We start from the raw sequence: 16,522 nt of genomic DNA, 5'->3' as shown, positions 1-16,522 counted from the left end.
TTAACATTAATGATGGTGGTGATGTTCATATCCATGTTCTTCTGCATATTTTCGGAAATTCTCTAAATCGATCATCCCTGTTGATGTACCGTCTAAAGCCTGGTCCATGCGCTCTAGCAATACTTTCTTTAAATTCGGATGGTAGCCGAAATAATTTGCAAGTAAAAAATCTACATCTTCATATTGCTCTGTAAACTGCTGGACCATTTTAGCCATTCGTTCCATCAACACCCCTGTAAACAAGAAGTATGGAAGCATCACAATTTTTTTTGCTCCAAGTCTTATACAGCGTTCAACCCCTTGTTCTACTGATGGAGTCGTTACGCCCATAAATGCACTTTCTACTATAGGAACGTCTAGTTTTTCCCATAATAAACGGGTAATTTTATAGAAATCGCCATTTGCATATGGATCACTGCCGCCGCGAGCAATAAGTAAAATAGCTGTGTCGTCATATTTTTCATCAGGATTGAAGCCTACTTCTGTTAATCGCGACTTAAGAATTTCGAAAATTTCTTCATGAATCCCAATTGTTTGACCATATGTAAAGCGAACATCCGGAAAATGCTCTCTTGCATGTTCGATTTCGGCCGGGATGTGCATTTTTGAGTGTCCTGCGTGTAATAAGATGATGGGAATTACATGGACTTCATCCGCGCCTCTTTCAACACATAGCTGAATCCCATCTTCTATATTCGGTGAAGCAAATTCCAGAAAACAAGTTTCAACTAGTAGTGCTGGATCAATATACGTTTTCGTCTGCTCGACAAACTGACGAACTTCCTCATTTCCAGCCTCTAATCTACTACCATGCCCAACAAATAAAACTGCTTTTTTCAATGGTCCTTTTCCTTTTTTATATTTATCGATCCCTTTAATTCGATTTTCACGTCGGATTCTTTCCCCATGTTCCACCGAATAAATAATGGATGATTCTTCAGCAGTATCCTGAACTATTGCACGAGATGTTTCCTCGTTTTGAACGGAATACCATGTCCCTTTCGGATAATCGATGACAACACATTTATCTTTACATCGACCATTACAACGGGTACGTGATGTATGAATCCTTTCATCTAAACGATTTTTACGAATTTCATCCCGGATTTGCTTTGTTACTTCTTCTGCACCTGCACCCATACAAGTAGCCCCGTTACAAATTAACAGATGACGCTGCATTTGATTTAAATTCCAAGTTGTCATAGAGTCCTCCTTCTAGTAGTTGATCAAAGTAAGTTTTATTTTTGTGCACGAACGCCGAAAACTTATCGATTGATGATGCATTGTACTTTCCTAATATATTTTTCACAAGATCGATCACTTGATTTTCCGGTACTTTTTTTAATAATAGATGCCCGGAACTGGCACGTCTCCCCATTGGAATCGCGCCTCCGTAAATATCAACTTTGCCATTATGAAAAATGAGTGCCAAGTCATCCTGAACCGCGTTATAGCATGCTTGGGTGCATGCATTAAAGCCGATGCGTACCCTATTTTTTAATGGCATTTGTTCAACTTGTTCTAGTAAGTCCTTTGCAAGTGGTAAACCGTCTAACAAATCCCCATCACAAAAGTCGCAACATTTAAATAAAGCACTTGGTGTTTGGGATGCCACATACAAATTCACTTCCGTTAATTTTTCCATTGCCTGCTCAACATGTGAACGATGGACAGTAACGATAAAACTATGACCGGCAGAATATTTTACAGCGCCAGATTTTTCAAGATTCGCTAATACAATCAGCTGATCACTTGTTAAATGTTTGTTTATTAACCCTGGCCGTACAATTAATGCTACATAGTCATCCGTTGCTTTTAATTTTGCAAACGTCTTGTTCGGCATCGGCAGCTGCAACGCCTTTTTAAAATTTTTCTTAGCATATTCTTGCATATATACACCGCTCCCATTCATCAATTACGCACTTGTGTCGACCGGTGGAATCCCTTTAATTTTAAAAATTAGAATGAATCAGGGTAAAGACCTTTTACAATAATTTCAAGCGCTTCTGCCACACGAATACCTTCTGATGCAGCCGATAATGGTAAAACAACAAAACGCTCATTTTGTACTGCCGGTGTTTGGCTCAGTGCCGGATCATTTTTCAGGAAATTAATTTTCTCTTCTGCTGAAGTGGAACCGTAATCAATTACAATAATAGCTTCCGGATTACGTTCTACAGCATCTTCTTTTGAAACTGTAGCCCAGTTTTTCTCGATATCACCAAAAATATTATTTGCTCCCGCCATTTTCACGAGCGTGTTCATAAAGTTTTGCGTTGCTGTAAATACATCTTTATCACCGCTATCGAATACTAGAACATCGATTGGTTTGTCCACCGTAGGAACTTTTTCTTTAATCTTTTCAATATCTGCATTCATTTCATCTATCAACGTTTCACCGCGCTCTTCAACACGGAAGATCTTTGCGATATTACGGATATCCGTGTAAATATCCTCTAACTCCGGAGCAACTTTTACTGAGGAAGACTGCAGGTAACTGCCGATTCCCAATTGTTCCATTTCTTCACGTGACATTAAGTTTTTCTCATTAAAGGCACTCGCCCAGCCACCGTAAATGAAATCAGCTTCTGTTGAGATAACCTGTTCTTTCGAAGGATATTGTTCAGCCAGTACCGGAACCTGGTCATACGCTTCTTGTAACGGAGGATAAATCTGGTCATCCAAGTAAGCTGTTCCTACCATTGAATCTTCCAAGCCGAGTGCTAGCATTACTTCTGTTACATGCTGATTTATGGAAATCGCTTTTTGGGGAGCTTCTTCATATGTAATGGACATGCCTTCATTTTCAATTGTTACTGCCTGAACTGTTTCATCCGAATCTGCTGTCGCCTGTTTTATACTTTGTTCCTCATCCGAACATGCCCCTAAAATTAATGCTGATGCCAGGGCAAACGGAGCCCATAGTTTTTTACGAATCTTCATTGTTAATCTCCTATAGTATCTATTCGTGTATTTGTATAAAAAAATAAATGCATTTTCCCTGTGAACGGATTTTTAGAAATCCCTGCATCTATATGAAATACTTCTTTTAACATCGAGGTCGTCAATACATTTTCCGGTGAACCTTGAATATGTAATGTTCCATCGTTCATAACAATTAACTCATCACAATAAGCTGCAGCTAAATTTAAATCATGTAACGCCGCAATAATCGTAATCGGTAAATCTTTGACTAAATCCATTAAATGGAGCTGGTGTTCAATATCCAAATGGTTTGTCGGTTCATCCAATACGAGAATACTTGCCTGCTGTGCCAATGCACGTGCGAGCATTACCCGTTTTTTTTCGCCACCTGATAGATTGTTTAATGTACGATTGGCTAAATGGGCGACATTGGCTAGTTTCATGCTTCTGTCTGCGATCGACATATCTTCTGAGTTATCAGAACTGAGCCAGCCTTTATAAGGAGTGCGTCCCATCATTACCAAATCCTTTACTGTAAAATCAAATAATATAGCGGACTCCTGACTAACGACAGCCATTTGTCTTGCCAGTTTTTTCGGGGAAATATCCCAGACTTCCTGTTCATGCAAAGTTACTTTTCCCGATGATTGTTTCAGGTGACGGTACAAAATCTTAAGCATTGTTGATTTACCACTGCCGTTTGGACCAATAATCCCTATAAATTTTCCTTCAATGATTTCCAAAGAAATGCTTTTCAAAATCTCCTTATCATCTACCGAAAATTCAACTTGATGTAACTGAATCATCTCATTCTCCTTCCCCAAAAGAATAGCGCTCGCGACGAAGCATCCAAATAAAGAATGGACTGCCGAATAATGCGGTAATAATTCCGATCGGCATCTCTTCTGGTGCAATTGCAATACGTGCACCCATATCAGCCCAAATAATAATAATGGCTCCAAGCAGCGCACTTAGCGGTAAAACTACTTTATAATTGGACCCGACAATCATCCGTACAATATGCGGGACAATGAGACCGACAAATCCGATACTCCCGCTTACAGCAACTACGACGCCGGTTAGTAAAGATACAATGATAATAATGAACAGCCTGAATCGTTCAATATGAATCCCTAAAGTCGATGCTGTTTCTTCACCTAGTAACAGTGCGTTCAGTTGACGATAGCTTAGTAGTAATAATGGAAATACGATACAAAAAGTAACTAAAGGTATTCCGAGATTTGACCACTTTGCACCGCCTAAACTGCCAAGCATCCAAAACATGACGGCCTGAACACCGCCTTGTTCTTTGGAAATCATTAACATAAAGTTGGTCATCGCTCCTAACACCATGGAAACCGCAATTCCCGAAAGCAACAATCGAATCATTGAAGTTTTACCACTCACACGAGCAAGCATAAAGACAATTAATACGGCTAATATCGCACCCAAAAAAGCGGCAAGGGATAAAGCAAACACTCCAAAAAAGCTAAATGCACCGAATAAAATTACCGAAGTTGCCCCTACAGATGCACCCGAAGATACACCGAGTATGTATGGATCTGCGATGGAATTCTTTACTAGAGCCTGTATTGCGGCACCCGATATTGCTAATGAAGCCCCAACTAAAAATGCCAATAATACGCGTGGCACCCGAATTTCCCAAATGATTACTTGCTGAGCATTTGTAGCATTTGTTTCATTTAAAATTCCGATTTTATAAAGTAAAACCTCAATAATTAACTGGGGTGTAATTCCTACAGAACCTACCATGATTGCGCCAATAATCGATATTGCTAGTACAATAATTAAAATAGACATCCATAGCCAAAAATTCTTTTTATTCATAAAAGTTTACCGGCTCCCAACTAATGATCGCTGCATAAAATTTATGACGGTAAACAATCTTGCCTTCCTCCTCTATAACGAATCGGGCAAGTACCTCTTTAACATGCTCAAAATCAAAAGGGTTCGATAATATCTTTTTACTTTGTGCTTCATAGAGTGCTTCATAATTATCATAGTAATAAACGCGCTCCAATGGCAGCATCTCACAATCAGCGTAAATACCGAGCTGATACAGCATATTTAAAATTTCAATATAATCCCGTCTCGGATATTTAATCTGATAATGATATTCTCTTGCTAAAACATCATAATGTGGTTGAATCGGACCTGTCGTTAAACCAATGATCGCTCTTTTCTTTGCACGATCATTCATTTTAAGCAATGCATCATTCATCTCATATATTCGGTAATAACAATTGACTCCAATTACAATATCATGCTGTTCAACAGCTGCTTCTTCCCATTTCGCATGGACAAAGTTTACTGCATCGTCTTCTATGAAATACTGCTGCAAGTAATCCAAAACACTTTTTGAACCATCAACCAATGTCAGTTTTCCGACATCTTCTCTTAAAGGAAATGTATAATTCCCCCAACCGGGTCCCATTTCCAGACAGCTTGCGCCCTGTGGTATGTATTGACGAATCTTTTCATAAATCGGAACGGCATGTGCATCCGTTTGTTTATAGGATTTTTTTTGCATCGACTGTGCCCAAAAAGCTTCTTCCAACGCATCATTTTTCATCCGTTCAGGCATATTCCCATGCCAGTCCAGCATCCCTTCCTTCCAGAGCTGCTCAAAATCAATTGCGAGTGGCCCATGTAAAACAGCCATCAATTTCACCTCTTTTCAACCGTAGATACGGAAATAAACGAATAAATCTTCTCCATATCCAAATGTTCACGTACATGGCGGTCCAGCATTTCATAGGCTTGTTCGCGACGTTCAAAATCAGATAAGACATCTCCTGAGATTGGTTCCATCCCTTTTTGTATACGGATTGTATTAAAATAATCACGTGTGAATAGGCGATTTTGGAAAATCCCGTGTACGTATGTACCAAATACTTGCTCCGTATATACACCGTCTGTCCGGCCGTCATAAAATTGGATGAAAGGCTTCAACGGTTTAGTCGCTACACTGCGCCCTAAGTGAATTTCATACCCTTCAATCTCATGGCCTGTACAGCTCATTCCAGAAACCTGGACCGTTTGCTTACTATTTATAAATGTTGTTTCAATCGGCAGCAGACCTAAAGTTAAATACGTTCCGCCCGTGCTTTCAACCGCCTGCTCATCACGAATGATCTCACCTAGCATTTGATAACCTCCACATATACCTATGATGCGGACATTTTGGTTCGCTAATTGTAAAATTCCTTGCATCAACCCCGTTTGCTGCAGCCATAAAAAATCTTCCACCGTATTTTTAGTTCCCGGTAAAATTACGACATCCGGATTTTTTAAATCGCTTAGGTTGGTAACAAAGCGCACACCTACCCCCGGTTCTTCAAACAAAGGATCTATATCGGTAAAATTGGAGATGCGTGGAAACCGGATGACAGCGACATCAATCGCAAATTCATGCTGCTGTGGCTTTTTCAAGCGCAGGCTGGATAGCGCCATCGAATCTTCTGCCTCAATTTGAACATCAAAATAAGGAATAACGCCCAGTACAGGGATTCCTGTATACTCTTCCAGCCACTCGATTCCATTTGTCAGCAGTTCTTTCATGCCGCGAAACTTGTTAATAATGATTCCTTTGACACGTGCTTTCTCTGCATCATCCAATAACATCAGTGTCCCGACAAGTGAAGCAAAAACACCACCGCGTTCAATATCCGCTACTAAAATAACGGCCGCATCTGTTTCATGAGCCATTCGCATATTGGCAATATCACGGCTTTTCAAATTAATTTCCGCGGGACTTCCCGCACCTTCCAAAACAAGAACATCATAGTTCTCCGATAAACGTTCAAGTGATGTACGAACTTCAGGCATAACCTCTTCTACAAATTGTTCACGATAACTGACCGCATTCATATTTGCAAAATGTTTACCATGCAGAATCACTTCTGATACCATTTCTCCTTTAGGCTTCAGTAAAATCGGGTTCATATCTGTCGTTGCATCAATTTTTGCTGCTTCTGCCTGAACCCCTTGGGCACGCCCAATTTCTCCGCCATCTTTTGTAATATACGAATTCAGCGCCATATTTTGTGATTTAAATGGAGCAACCCGGTAACCGTCATTAACTAGAATGCGACATAGTGCTGTACATAGTACACTTTTCCCCACATCGGATGAGGTGCCCTGAATCATGATTGCCTGCACTAAAACTCCAGCCCCTTCATCGCTGTGACATCCTGCTCGCTGTAATAATGTTTTGTCGCATCAACGGTTGATACCAGATCAGCCATTGCAATAAGATCCGGATGTGCTGATCGTCCTGTCACGACTAAATGCATTGTGGCCGGTCGATTACGAATTACTTCAATTACTTCTTCTAAAGGTAAAACATCATCAATCGGGAATTTTGAAATCGCCAATGCATTATTTAACTCATCCAAAACTAGTAAATCAGTCGTTTCATCCTGCAACTCTTTTTTTACAATTTGCCAAGCCTTTTTTAACGCTTCTCTATGTTCTTCCGGTGTTTTTGTCCATGTAAAACCAATGCCAAGCTGAACGGTTTCAACACCTAATTTACGAAGTGCAATCTGTTCCCCATATGTACGTTCCGGTGATTTAATAAACTGAAAATATTTCACAGTCATCCCACGTCCGATTGCCCGTAAGGTTACACCTAATGAAGCTGTTGTTTTGCCTTTTCCTTCACCCGTATATACGAGCAGCATTCCTTTTCTCGCCATGAAAATGCCTCCTTATACCCAAGTTGTTTTTTCAACAAATGGTGTCCGTTTTTTCTCCGTAGATACCGGTTCTTCCGGATAACCGATACATAACGTACCGACAAGGTGTTCGGCATCCGATGCCCCGATAAATTCATGCAAAGCCGTGTCATGTACAAGACCGACGCCGCGTGTCCGCCACACCATGCCTAAACCGAGCGCTTCAGCCATTAGCCACATCGACATAATCGCACTGCTAACAGCGAATTTATTGTCCAGTGTCGCACCATCATCTCCGTCTACTACAGCAGAAGTGACGACAATGATGAGCGGTGTCTTTGTAACCGCCTGCATCGAGCTTTCCACCAAGTTTGGTTTTGTCGGGAAGCGCTGCTGTAAATAATCGAGTGCTACTTGTTCAAAACGCTTTAAACTGTCTCCCTGCAATATGTAAAATCGCCAAGGTTCGCGCATGCGGTCATTCGGTGCATACGTAGCTGCTTCCAATAATTGTTCAATTTTTTCCCGCTCTACTTCCATTGGTAAAAATTGACGAACCGCACGTCGTTTTTTTAATGCTTCTAACATGTTGTCTCAATCCTTTCATTAAACCATGCAATTTCTTCACGCATTCCTACGACATCCCCGACTAAAATCATCGAAGGGTTAAGCATTTTTTGCTGCTGAATCTGTTCGGAAATCGTCTCTAATTGACCTGTAATTGTACGCTGATTGCTTGTTGTTCCCCATTCAATCACTGCAACAGGTGTTGTCGGTTTCTTTCCGTGTGTAATAAGGCTTTTTGTAATATGTTCGATATTGCCAATACTCATATAAAATGCAATCGTATCGATTTGTGCGAGACTTGCCCAGCTTAAAAAATCCTGCCCCTTTTCCTCACGGCCATGCCCGGTTACAATCGCAAAGCTTGTCGCATAATCGCGATGTGTAACAGGTATGCCTGCATATGCCGGTGCCGCGATTCCTGCAGTAATGCCCGGGACTATTTCAAAATCTATTTTCTCGTACCGAAGAATAGCTGCTTCTTCTGCGCCTCGTCCAAAGACGAATGGATCGCCGCCTTTTAGACGGACAACCTGCTTGTTCTGCTGTGCTTTTTCTACCAGCACACGATGAATTTCGTCCTGAATCAGGCCATGCTTTCCCGGTTCTTTGCCACAATAAATTAATTCACAGTGGGGTGTTGCGTGTTTTAAAATTTCGGGGTTCACTAATCTGTCATATAAAATGACATCCGCTACCTGAATGCACTCTAAAGCACGGATTGTCAGTAATTTCGGATCACCCGGTCCAGCACCCACTATATAAACAAATCCACTCAATTGACTTCTCCCGCTTCAATCTGACGTAAAAACTGTGCACATTTTTCCTCATTCTTTTGCTCAATCCAATCCAGTATTTCAGGTTCAAGTAATTGAGCAAGCGCTGCTTTTTTGGCATCGCCTTCATAATTTTTAAGAATGAGTAGACGCGCTTCCTTTAAAAATGCAACATACTGTGCATAACTTTCATCGTATTGTCCCTCTAAGTCTCTTTTTACTTTTCTGGTAAGTGCCGGACTTGCACCGGTTGTCGAAACCGTGACAACAAAATCTCCTCTGCGGACAACGGCAGGGTTCATAAAGTCCATACGTCCTAAAGCATCTGCACGATTTAATAACTGCCAATGCTGTGTCGCTTCTTCCACGGCATCGTTTACCGATTCGTCATTAGTTGCCGCAAAAATGAGAGCTGCATCGTCTAAATCAGCCGGTTCAAAACGTTTTTGTTTCCAGACTGCTCTGCCTTCAGTTATATAAATCTTTAACCTATCCGTTACTGTCGGACTGACGATGGTAATGTGGGCATTCGTAGGTAATAATGCTTCCACTTTTTGACGGGCTACATTGCCTCCACCGACAATTACCACTTTCTTATAATCGATATTAATCATTAACGGAAAATAACTCATACGCTTACCTCCAAACAAGCTGCCAACCAATTTTTCACGAGTTGCGGATTGGATGCGAAATGAAAATGTGTATATCCAGCCACTAGATTTCCATGTGAGTACCCTTCCTGTTTCGCCCCAAAGCGTCCTTTTGTGAAATACGCAGGTGTTTCGTGATTTCCTTCATAAACGGAATAATGGAATTCGTGCCCTTTTGCAAACTCCTGTTTACCGATTAAAAAGTTCCCCTCCACACCGGTAATTTCTCTGTAGCCTAATGCCGCCAGCTTATTTTGCATACGAACGATCCCCGGAATGACACCAAGCATTTTGTAGCCATTTCCTTCACGGTTGAAAATTTCTTCCGTTAAATACATGAAGCCGCCGCACTCAGCAAGTGTCGGTATTCCTTTTTCAATCGCTAATTTGATCGAATTTTTTGCCTGTTCATTCTGTGCAAGCTTGTCTGCAAATTCTTCGGGGAACCCTCCGCCAATATATAAACCTTGTGCCTGTTCAGGAACCGGTTCATTGTCAAGCGGCGAAAAGAAATGCAGTTTTGCACCGTTAGCCTTTAGTAATTCAAAATTTTCTTCGTAATAAAAATTGAATGCTGCATCTTTTGCAACCGCTAAATGAATTTCTTGCATGTTATCTTGTGATTCAAAAATCTTTGAAGTCTGGTCCAATTCGGCCGCTTTTGTGACTTGTATCAATAAGTCCAGATCGACCGTTGCTTCGATAGCTTCTGCAAGCTCATCGAAATATGGATCGAGCTCTCCTCGTTCAATTGCCGGAACTAAACCTAAATGGCGGCTCGGCAATGCCGGCACCGCACCTTTTTGCAAATAGCCGAGAACTGGGACATTGCATTCATGCTCGATCGCTGTTTTAATAATTTCATAGTGGCCTTTACTTCCCAACTGATTGGCAATAACCCCAACGATCTGAGCATTCTCATCCAACTGCTGGAATCCTTTTACAACAGCAGCGACACTTCGGGCCATACTCGCTGCGTTGAGAATTAAAATCACCGGACTGTTTGTAATTTCACTAATATGTGCCGCCGATCCTTCATTCGATAATGGCGACTTCCCATCGTAAAATCCCATTACCCCTTCAATAATTGAAACATCTGAATCCATACTGTTTCTCGAGACAATTGTGCGTACAACATCCTCTGACATCATATAACTGTCAATATTGCGTGAAACCCGCTTCGTTACAGCTGTATGATACGTAGGATCGATATAATCCGGACCACATTTAAAACCTTGAACAGTTAAGCCGCGCTTCATCAGTGCACGCATAATCCCAATTGTAAATGTCGTTTTTCCTACGCCACTTCCAGTTCCAGCTAATACGAATCGATTCATTCCGTTACCTCCTCATCAAAAGTAATTCGTACAACGGAGATGGTTGCATTGCCGCATTTCTTTTTTTCCAGAAGCCAATCTGTCGCATTGGCACACCGTAATGCTGCAGGTTCACTGACTCCGTATGCCCCTGTAAATTTAAAGACCGTTTCAGATGGATTTTGCAGCGGCATTTCATTCAGCTCTGCCGGTGTATACGTAATAAACTGCCAGTTGTTCCTTGCCGTTACTTGCAGGAAACCGGGCTCATCCTTTTTTAAATCGATTGTCGCGATTGCCTTGACGCTTTTTTTGCTCAGCTTCAGTTCTGAAAGCGTTTCATCAATTAATTGTTCAATTTCTTCGGCAGATGTCCCTCGATTACAACCCATACCTAATACAATGGATTTTGGGCGGTAAATGACACCGTTTTCAAGTAATACTTCTTCCTCTTTTTCGATAATGCGATCGGTAATAAGCAGTGTCGCATGTGGTTTTGCCGCTATCGCTTCTTCTGTCGTGCTGTAAATCTTCAGCGTATCGGGCATCGGTGTCTCATGCAGCCACCAATTTTTTTCACCGGTTTCCTGCACAATTGCAACCTGTTCCTCATTCACTACCGAAGCACTGACGGGCGTTAATTTCTCTTCACTATCCCAAACCCATCCGTACCGTGCACCAAATAAATCGACCGCGATTGTTTTTTGCACATCTGATGCTGTTGTTACAATCGGAGTCGCATCGATCGCTTGTGCAAACTCATTTGTCAGGGCATTCGCGCCACCGATATGACCGGAAAGAACACTCACGACATATTGTCCTTTGTCGTCCACAACGAGCACACCCGGATCTTTCTTTTTGTCTACTAGAATCGGGGCAATCATACGGACTACTGCACCAAGGGAAATAATCAATATCATCGACTTATATGCTTTAAATAATGCAGGGAGCAGCAGGCGCACCGTCCCGTCAAATAGCTGAATATTTTTTTCGTCCTCATCGCCCTGCTCGAATTTCTTCATATAATATACATCGACATACGGAAACTTCTCCGCATACTTTCGCGCATTCGCAACACCGTGCTTAGTAATGGCTACAAGTGCATAAGGTTTTGTTACGCGAACTTCCGGTACTTCCCCTTCACGTAAGTTAATCATCGACTTTCACACCTTTACGGAAACCATGTGTAAATGTGGCATCGTATAATTTTGAACGGTAATCTTTCTCATGGATAGTCGGATCAAGTGCCCAGCCGGCTAAAATCATCGCATGTTTGCGAATGCCATTTGTGCGCATCGCTTCATCCAGTTCGGCAATTGTCGTACGAACAATTTTTTGATCCGGCCATGAAGCACGTTGAATAACGGCAACCGGCGTATCATCCGACCAGCCCGCAGCCTGCAGCTCTTTTGTAATCTTTTTCGTCAATGTGGCACTTAAAAACATAGCAATCGTGCAATGATGGCTTGCCAACGCTTGCAGTTTTTCACGCTCGGGTACCGGTGTACGTCCTTCTGCTCGTGTTAAGATCAAAGTTTGCGTTAAGTCAGGTACCGTCAATTCGGCTCCTACGGCTGCGGCTGCAGCAAAGACAGAACTCACCCCTGGAACTACTTCATAGCCGATATTATGGTTTTTTAACAATGCAACTTGCTCCATTGTTGCTCCGTACATTGCCGGGTCACCCGTATGTAAACGCACTACCATTTTCCCCGCATTGACGCGTTCTACGATGCAATCGACCATCTCCTGTAAATGCATGCCTGCAGTACGGATCACTTCTGCATCCGCTCGGGCTTCGGCAACTAGAGTTTCACTAACTAATGAATCTGTATACATGACAACATCGGCCTGTTGAAGCAATTTAAGGCCTTTCACAGTAATTAATTCCGGATCGCCGGGACCTGCACCTATAATCCAAATTTTCTTCATTATTTTCGCACCACCATACATGATAAGTAATTGAGCTCCGCGCCACGCAATTCATTCGTATTCCAAATTATTTCTTCATCTGAGGTTACTTTTGTCACGACATGCGTTTTTTCAAGTAAGTTCATCTCTTTAAGTAAATCGAGCATGTCATCCAATACTTTCGCTACCTTAATGAACACAATCCCGTCATGTGTCTCGATAACACGGCGCATCTCTGCCATATCCGAAGTTGCCGGAATCATTGCTACATGGTCATCGCCGTCTGCCAATGGAATGCTTAAGCGATTGGCCGTTCCATTAAACGAAGAAATTCCAGCAATCGACTTCATCGGGACGTCGGGATGCATTTCCTTCATCAATTTCATCAAGTGTATATATGTACTAAAAAGCATCGGATCTCCTTCTGTTACAAAAGCGACATCCCGACCTTCTTTTAAATGTGCATAGATTTTATCTGCGGATTTAGACCATGCTTCCTGCAACGTATCCTCGTCTTTCGTCATCGGGAATACAAGCCCAAGCATTTCCTTTTCTGCCGGATTGACGTACACATCGATTATTCGCTGTGCATACGATTTACTACCGCGCAATTTTTGCGGATAGGCAATGACCGGGCATTCTTTCAGCATTCGAAAAGCTTTTACTGTAATAAGTTCCGGATCTCCTGGTCCAACACCTAATCCGATTAATGTACCGATTGTCATAATTCCATTCCTTTCTTTGCTGTTACGATAAAAATTGGATTTAACGGCTCAAAACGCGTTAAATTTAAAATGGGCTTACTTTTTGATATTTGTGCCTGCAGTACAGATACATTACAGTTGAACTTTTTAAAATGACCCATAGCTTCTGCCAAGTTTTCAATCGTTGCGATGTTCATCACAATGCGGCCATTCGGCTTTAATCGATCGACACATAATTGCAGTAACTGCTCCATATTGCCGCCGTTTCCACCGATGAAAATGGCGTCCGGATCAGGAAATTCCTCTAACCTTTCCGGTGCTTTTCCTAAAATAGCTGTAAAATCCGTACGATGAATATGCTGATTTTGAAGACAGTTTTCCAAATCGGCTTCATTTTTTTCGATCGCATATACTTGACCTTCACGGGCAATTTTCGCCATTTCAATGGCAACTGAGCCTGTACATGTCCCGATGTCCCACGCGATACTTATTTCTTTTAATTGCAGCGCTTGTAGACAAAGTACACGGATCTCCTTTTTCGTTATGAGCCCTTTATCCGGTTTTCGCTGAATAAACTTGTCATCATCAATACCGATTGACGCACGATCTACAGCTTCACGCTGCTTTAAAATAACGACATTCAATGGTGAAAATTCGGCATTCTCCATTTCATCCAAAGAAAGATGACGACATCGTTCAGTTGGACCTTCCAAGTTTTCTGCTACAAACGCATCGTATTCGGTCATGCCGTACGCTTTTAAATAGCGGGCAATTGCATTCGGTGAATTTTCTTCATCTGTCAATATCGCTATTTTTTTTCGGCCATCGATTTTTTGGGCAAGCCCTTTCAATGATCTCCCGTGAACACTCGTTAAATAGGCATCCTGCCAGCTTTCCTGCATTTTTGTAAATGCTAATTGAACAGAGCTTGCATATGGGTAAATTTCTAATGGGAGCTTCTTCGCCAAAACTCCTCCTAATCCGTAAAACAACGGGTCGCCTGATACTAAAATGACGACGTTTCTCGTTTCTGCCTGCAGCTTTTCCACGAGTCGTGAGAGTCCACCTTTTATCATGATCTTCTCGCCGGTGTAATCCGGAAAAAAGTCAAGATGACGTTTACCACCAACAAGTACTTCACTTGAATTGATCCAAGCGATATATTGAGGGAGTAAACTTGCTGGACCGTTATCCCCGATACCAATCATTTTCATCCAATTGTTCAATATTCTCAGCCTTTCCCAGCATGTCCCCGTTCATTGCATACAGCGATGTGGAAACACGTAATTTCGCTTTCATATGATCTAGTGCAAAGTAACAGCAGTTTTTACAAAGCGCTTCAAAAAATTGGTCATTCCCCTGCATGATTTCCCCTACTTGTGATGCCGTATTCGCATGTAATATTTGCTCGATTATTTCTGTATCAGCTCCAGCTTTTTTCGCGATTTCAGCCAAAAACGGGAAACTGATAGGTGCACTTTTTGAATGCACCATCATGACACCCTGTGCTACCTTAGAAAATTTCCCCATCATCCCGACAAGCGATACTTGGGGAATCTCTTTACGAGCAATATGCTTTAATGTAAATCCGACAAAATCTCCCATCTCTATAAATGCTTCTTCCGGTAAATGCGGATATTGCTTCATTGCATATTTTTCACTGCGACCTCCGGTTGTAATGACTAGATGGTCACAGCCTGCTTCTTTTGCAACACTGATTGCCTGCACGATACTTGCCATATAGGCAGAACTTGAAAAGGGCACGACCGTACCGCGCGTACCTAATATAGAAATGCCGCCCAGTATACCAAGCCTTGCATTTAACGTCTTCTTCGCAATTTCCTCACCGTCCGGAACGGAAATAATCACTTCGACCCCTTTGTCAATCTGGAAAAGTTGAATCGCTTCTTCGACGACACCATGAAGCATTTTTCGTGGAACAGGGTTAATTGCCGCTTCACCGACAGGGACGGGCAGTCCTGCTTTTGTCACACGACCGACACCGATTCCACCGTCCAGATGGACACCGCTTTTTTCTACAAAGCGAACCGTACTTTGAATGCGTGCTTTATGTGTTGCATCCGGATCGTCCCCGGCATCCTTAATCGTTTCACACATCACTTCATTGTCTTTTACTGCAAAGGATGCCACCGTAAATGTGGCATCCTTCCCGACAGGTAAATGAATCGTTACATGTTCAGGAACTTCTCCGGTCACAAGTGCGTACAAGGCAGCCTTTGTCATCGCAGTTGCACAAGCTCCTGTTGTATAGCCGTGACGCATTTCCGACGGATCTTTTTTATTTCGCTTCTTTTGCTCGTTCATCTGCCATGATTGAGATGGCATTTAATGCTGCGACGGTTACAGTACTGCCACCTTTTCTTCCTACATTCGTAATAAACGGAATACCTTCTAAAATCGCTAATTCCGCTTTGGATTCTGCTGCCGAAACGAACCCAACCGGCATCCCAATAATTAAATCCGGCTTTGCAAGGCCTTCTTTAATCAGGCGAATCAGTTCAAGTAAAGCTGTCGGGGCATTACCGATTGCATAAATACCGCCTTCCTGCAGTTGCGTCGCCTTTTGCATCGAAATAATGGCACGCGTTGTTCCAAGTTTTTTTGCTTCGATTGACACGTCTTCATCCGCAATATAACAATGTAAATCCCCGCCATGTTTTTGGAATCGTTTGCGCCCTGAACCACTTTCAATCATCTGGACATCAGCTACAACATGACGTCCAGCTAAAATTGACTGAATGCCCGCTTCTATCGCATCATCCGTAAAAATCATGCTGCGCCCCAATTCGAAGTCTGCCGAAGCATGAATAACGCGGCGAACGACAAGCCATTGTTCATCTGTAAATGAATGTTCACCCATTTCTTCTTTGATGATTGCAAAACTGTAGTCATATATTTTGTCCGGGTCTACTGTAAGTGGTACGAATTCTGTATTAAAGTTCATATTTGCCATTG

The 16,522-nt window shown here is 42.1% G+C and carries 18 protein-coding genes; all 18 read right to left on the bottom strand.

Translation table 11 applies throughout. The features are described 5' to 3' along the window. Positions 1 to 6: 6 nt before the first annotated feature. On the bottom strand, positions 7 to 1,203 hold the full coding sequence (locus MKY51_RS07130) for a CbiX/SirB N-terminal domain-containing protein (protein ID WP_339176166.1): 1,197 nt from the start codon (positions 1,201 to 1,203) through the stop codon (positions 7 to 9). Then, the gene (locus MKY51_RS07125; protein ID WP_339176165.1) at positions 1,154 to 1,891 is read right to left on the bottom strand and encodes a sulfite reductase; all 738 of its coding nucleotides are present in this window, start codon (positions 1,889 to 1,891) and stop codon (positions 1,154 to 1,156) included. Before MKY51_RS07125 ends, MKY51_RS07130 begins: the two co-directional genes overlap by 50 nt. Before the next feature lie 68 nt (positions 1,892 to 1,959). Next, on the bottom strand, positions 1,960 to 2,943 hold the full coding sequence (locus MKY51_RS07120) for an ABC transporter substrate-binding protein (protein WP_339176162.1): 984 nt from the start codon (positions 2,941 to 2,943) through the stop codon (positions 1,960 to 1,962). Between the two features lie 2 nt (positions 2,944 to 2,945). Next, entirely contained in the window at positions 2,946 to 3,731 is a 786-nt protein-coding gene (locus tag MKY51_RS07115; protein WP_339176160.1) for an ABC transporter ATP-binding protein, read from the bottom strand. Between the two features lies 1 nt (position 3,732). Beyond that, positions 3,733 to 4,773 (bottom strand): iron ABC transporter permease, encoded by a 1,041-nt coding sequence (locus tag MKY51_RS07110; protein WP_339176158.1) that lies wholly within the window; start codon positions 4,771 to 4,773, stop codon positions 3,733 to 3,735. Further along, on the bottom strand, positions 4,766 to 5,608 hold the full coding sequence (locus MKY51_RS07105) for a methyltransferase (RefSeq protein ID WP_339176157.1): 843 nt from the start codon (positions 5,606 to 5,608) through the stop codon (positions 4,766 to 4,768). The genes MKY51_RS07110 and MKY51_RS07105 overlap by 8 nt, the downstream gene beginning before the upstream one ends. A 5-nt stretch (positions 5,609 to 5,613) precedes the next feature. Then, positions 5,614 to 7,107 carry a cobyric acid synthase gene (locus MKY51_RS07100; RefSeq protein WP_339176155.1) on the bottom strand — a complete coding sequence of 498 codons (1,494 nt, stop codon included), beginning with the start codon at positions 7,105 to 7,107 and terminating at the stop codon, positions 5,614 to 5,616. Beyond that, entirely contained in the window at positions 7,107 to 7,646 is a 540-nt protein-coding gene (locus MKY51_RS07095; RefSeq protein ID WP_339176153.1) for a cob(I)yrinic acid a,c-diamide adenosyltransferase, read from the bottom strand. The genes MKY51_RS07100 and MKY51_RS07095 overlap by 1 nt, the downstream gene beginning before the upstream one ends. Positions 7,647 to 7,658: 12 nt before the next feature. Beyond that, complete coding sequence (locus MKY51_RS07090) at positions 7,659 to 8,213, bottom strand: nitroreductase (RefSeq protein ID WP_079526284.1); 555 nt, start codon at positions 8,211 to 8,213, stop codon at positions 7,659 to 7,661. Further along, entirely contained in the window at positions 8,207 to 8,968 is a 762-nt protein-coding gene (gene cobA, locus MKY51_RS07085) for a uroporphyrinogen-III C-methyltransferase (RefSeq protein WP_339176151.1), read from the bottom strand. Before cobA ends, MKY51_RS07090 begins: the two co-directional genes overlap by 7 nt. Further along, on the bottom strand, positions 8,965 to 9,597 hold the full coding sequence (locus tag MKY51_RS07080; protein ID WP_079526280.1) for an NAD(P)-dependent oxidoreductase: 633 nt from the start codon (positions 9,595 to 9,597) through the stop codon (positions 8,965 to 8,967). The genes cobA and MKY51_RS07080 overlap by 4 nt, the downstream gene beginning before the upstream one ends. After that, positions 9,594 to 10,952, bottom strand: coding sequence for a cobyrinate a,c-diamide synthase (locus tag MKY51_RS07075; protein WP_339176150.1), 1,359 nt, complete (start codon positions 10,950 to 10,952; stop codon positions 9,594 to 9,596). Before MKY51_RS07075 ends, MKY51_RS07080 begins: the two co-directional genes overlap by 4 nt. After that, on the bottom strand, positions 10,949 to 12,088 hold the full coding sequence (locus MKY51_RS07070) for a cobalamin biosynthesis protein (RefSeq protein WP_339176149.1): 1,140 nt from the start codon (positions 12,086 to 12,088) through the stop codon (positions 10,949 to 10,951). Before MKY51_RS07070 ends, MKY51_RS07075 begins: the two co-directional genes overlap by 4 nt. Next, on the bottom strand, positions 12,081 to 12,863 hold the full coding sequence (gene cobM, locus MKY51_RS07065; RefSeq protein ID WP_339176147.1) for a precorrin-4 C(11)-methyltransferase: 783 nt from the start codon (positions 12,861 to 12,863) through the stop codon (positions 12,081 to 12,083). The genes MKY51_RS07070 and cobM overlap by 8 nt, the downstream gene beginning before the upstream one ends. Next, the gene (gene cobI, locus MKY51_RS07060; protein WP_339176145.1) at positions 12,863 to 13,567 is read right to left on the bottom strand and encodes a precorrin-2 C(20)-methyltransferase; all 705 of its coding nucleotides are present in this window, start codon (positions 13,565 to 13,567) and stop codon (positions 12,863 to 12,865) included. The genes cobM and cobI overlap by 1 nt, the downstream gene beginning before the upstream one ends. Continuing rightward, positions 13,564 to 14,760: a precorrin-6y C5,15-methyltransferase (decarboxylating) subunit CbiE gene (gene cbiE / locus MKY51_RS07055; RefSeq protein ID WP_339176587.1), complete on the bottom strand. Its 1,197-nt coding sequence runs from the start codon at positions 14,758 to 14,760 to the stop codon at positions 13,564 to 13,566. Before cbiE ends, cobI begins: the two co-directional genes overlap by 4 nt. Next, positions 14,735 to 15,871, bottom strand: coding sequence for a cobalt-precorrin-5B (C(1))-methyltransferase (locus MKY51_RS07050; protein ID WP_079528736.1), 1,137 nt, complete (start codon positions 15,869 to 15,871; stop codon positions 14,735 to 14,737). Before MKY51_RS07050 ends, cbiE begins: the two co-directional genes overlap by 26 nt. Continuing rightward, positions 15,846 to 16,520, bottom strand: a complete 675-nt coding sequence (locus tag MKY51_RS07045; protein WP_079526266.1) for a precorrin-8X methylmutase — start codon at positions 16,518 to 16,520, stop codon at positions 15,846 to 15,848. The genes MKY51_RS07050 and MKY51_RS07045 overlap by 26 nt, the downstream gene beginning before the upstream one ends. Positions 16,521 to 16,522: the final 2 nt, after the last annotated feature.

Source organism: Solibacillus sp. FSL R5-0691, assembly GCF_037974225.1.
Taxonomy (GTDB): domain Bacteria; phylum Bacillota; class Bacilli; order Bacillales_A; family Planococcaceae; genus Solibacillus.
The sequence above is the reverse complement of the archived record's forward strand: the minus strand, read 5'-3'. Positions and strand labels throughout refer to the sequence as shown.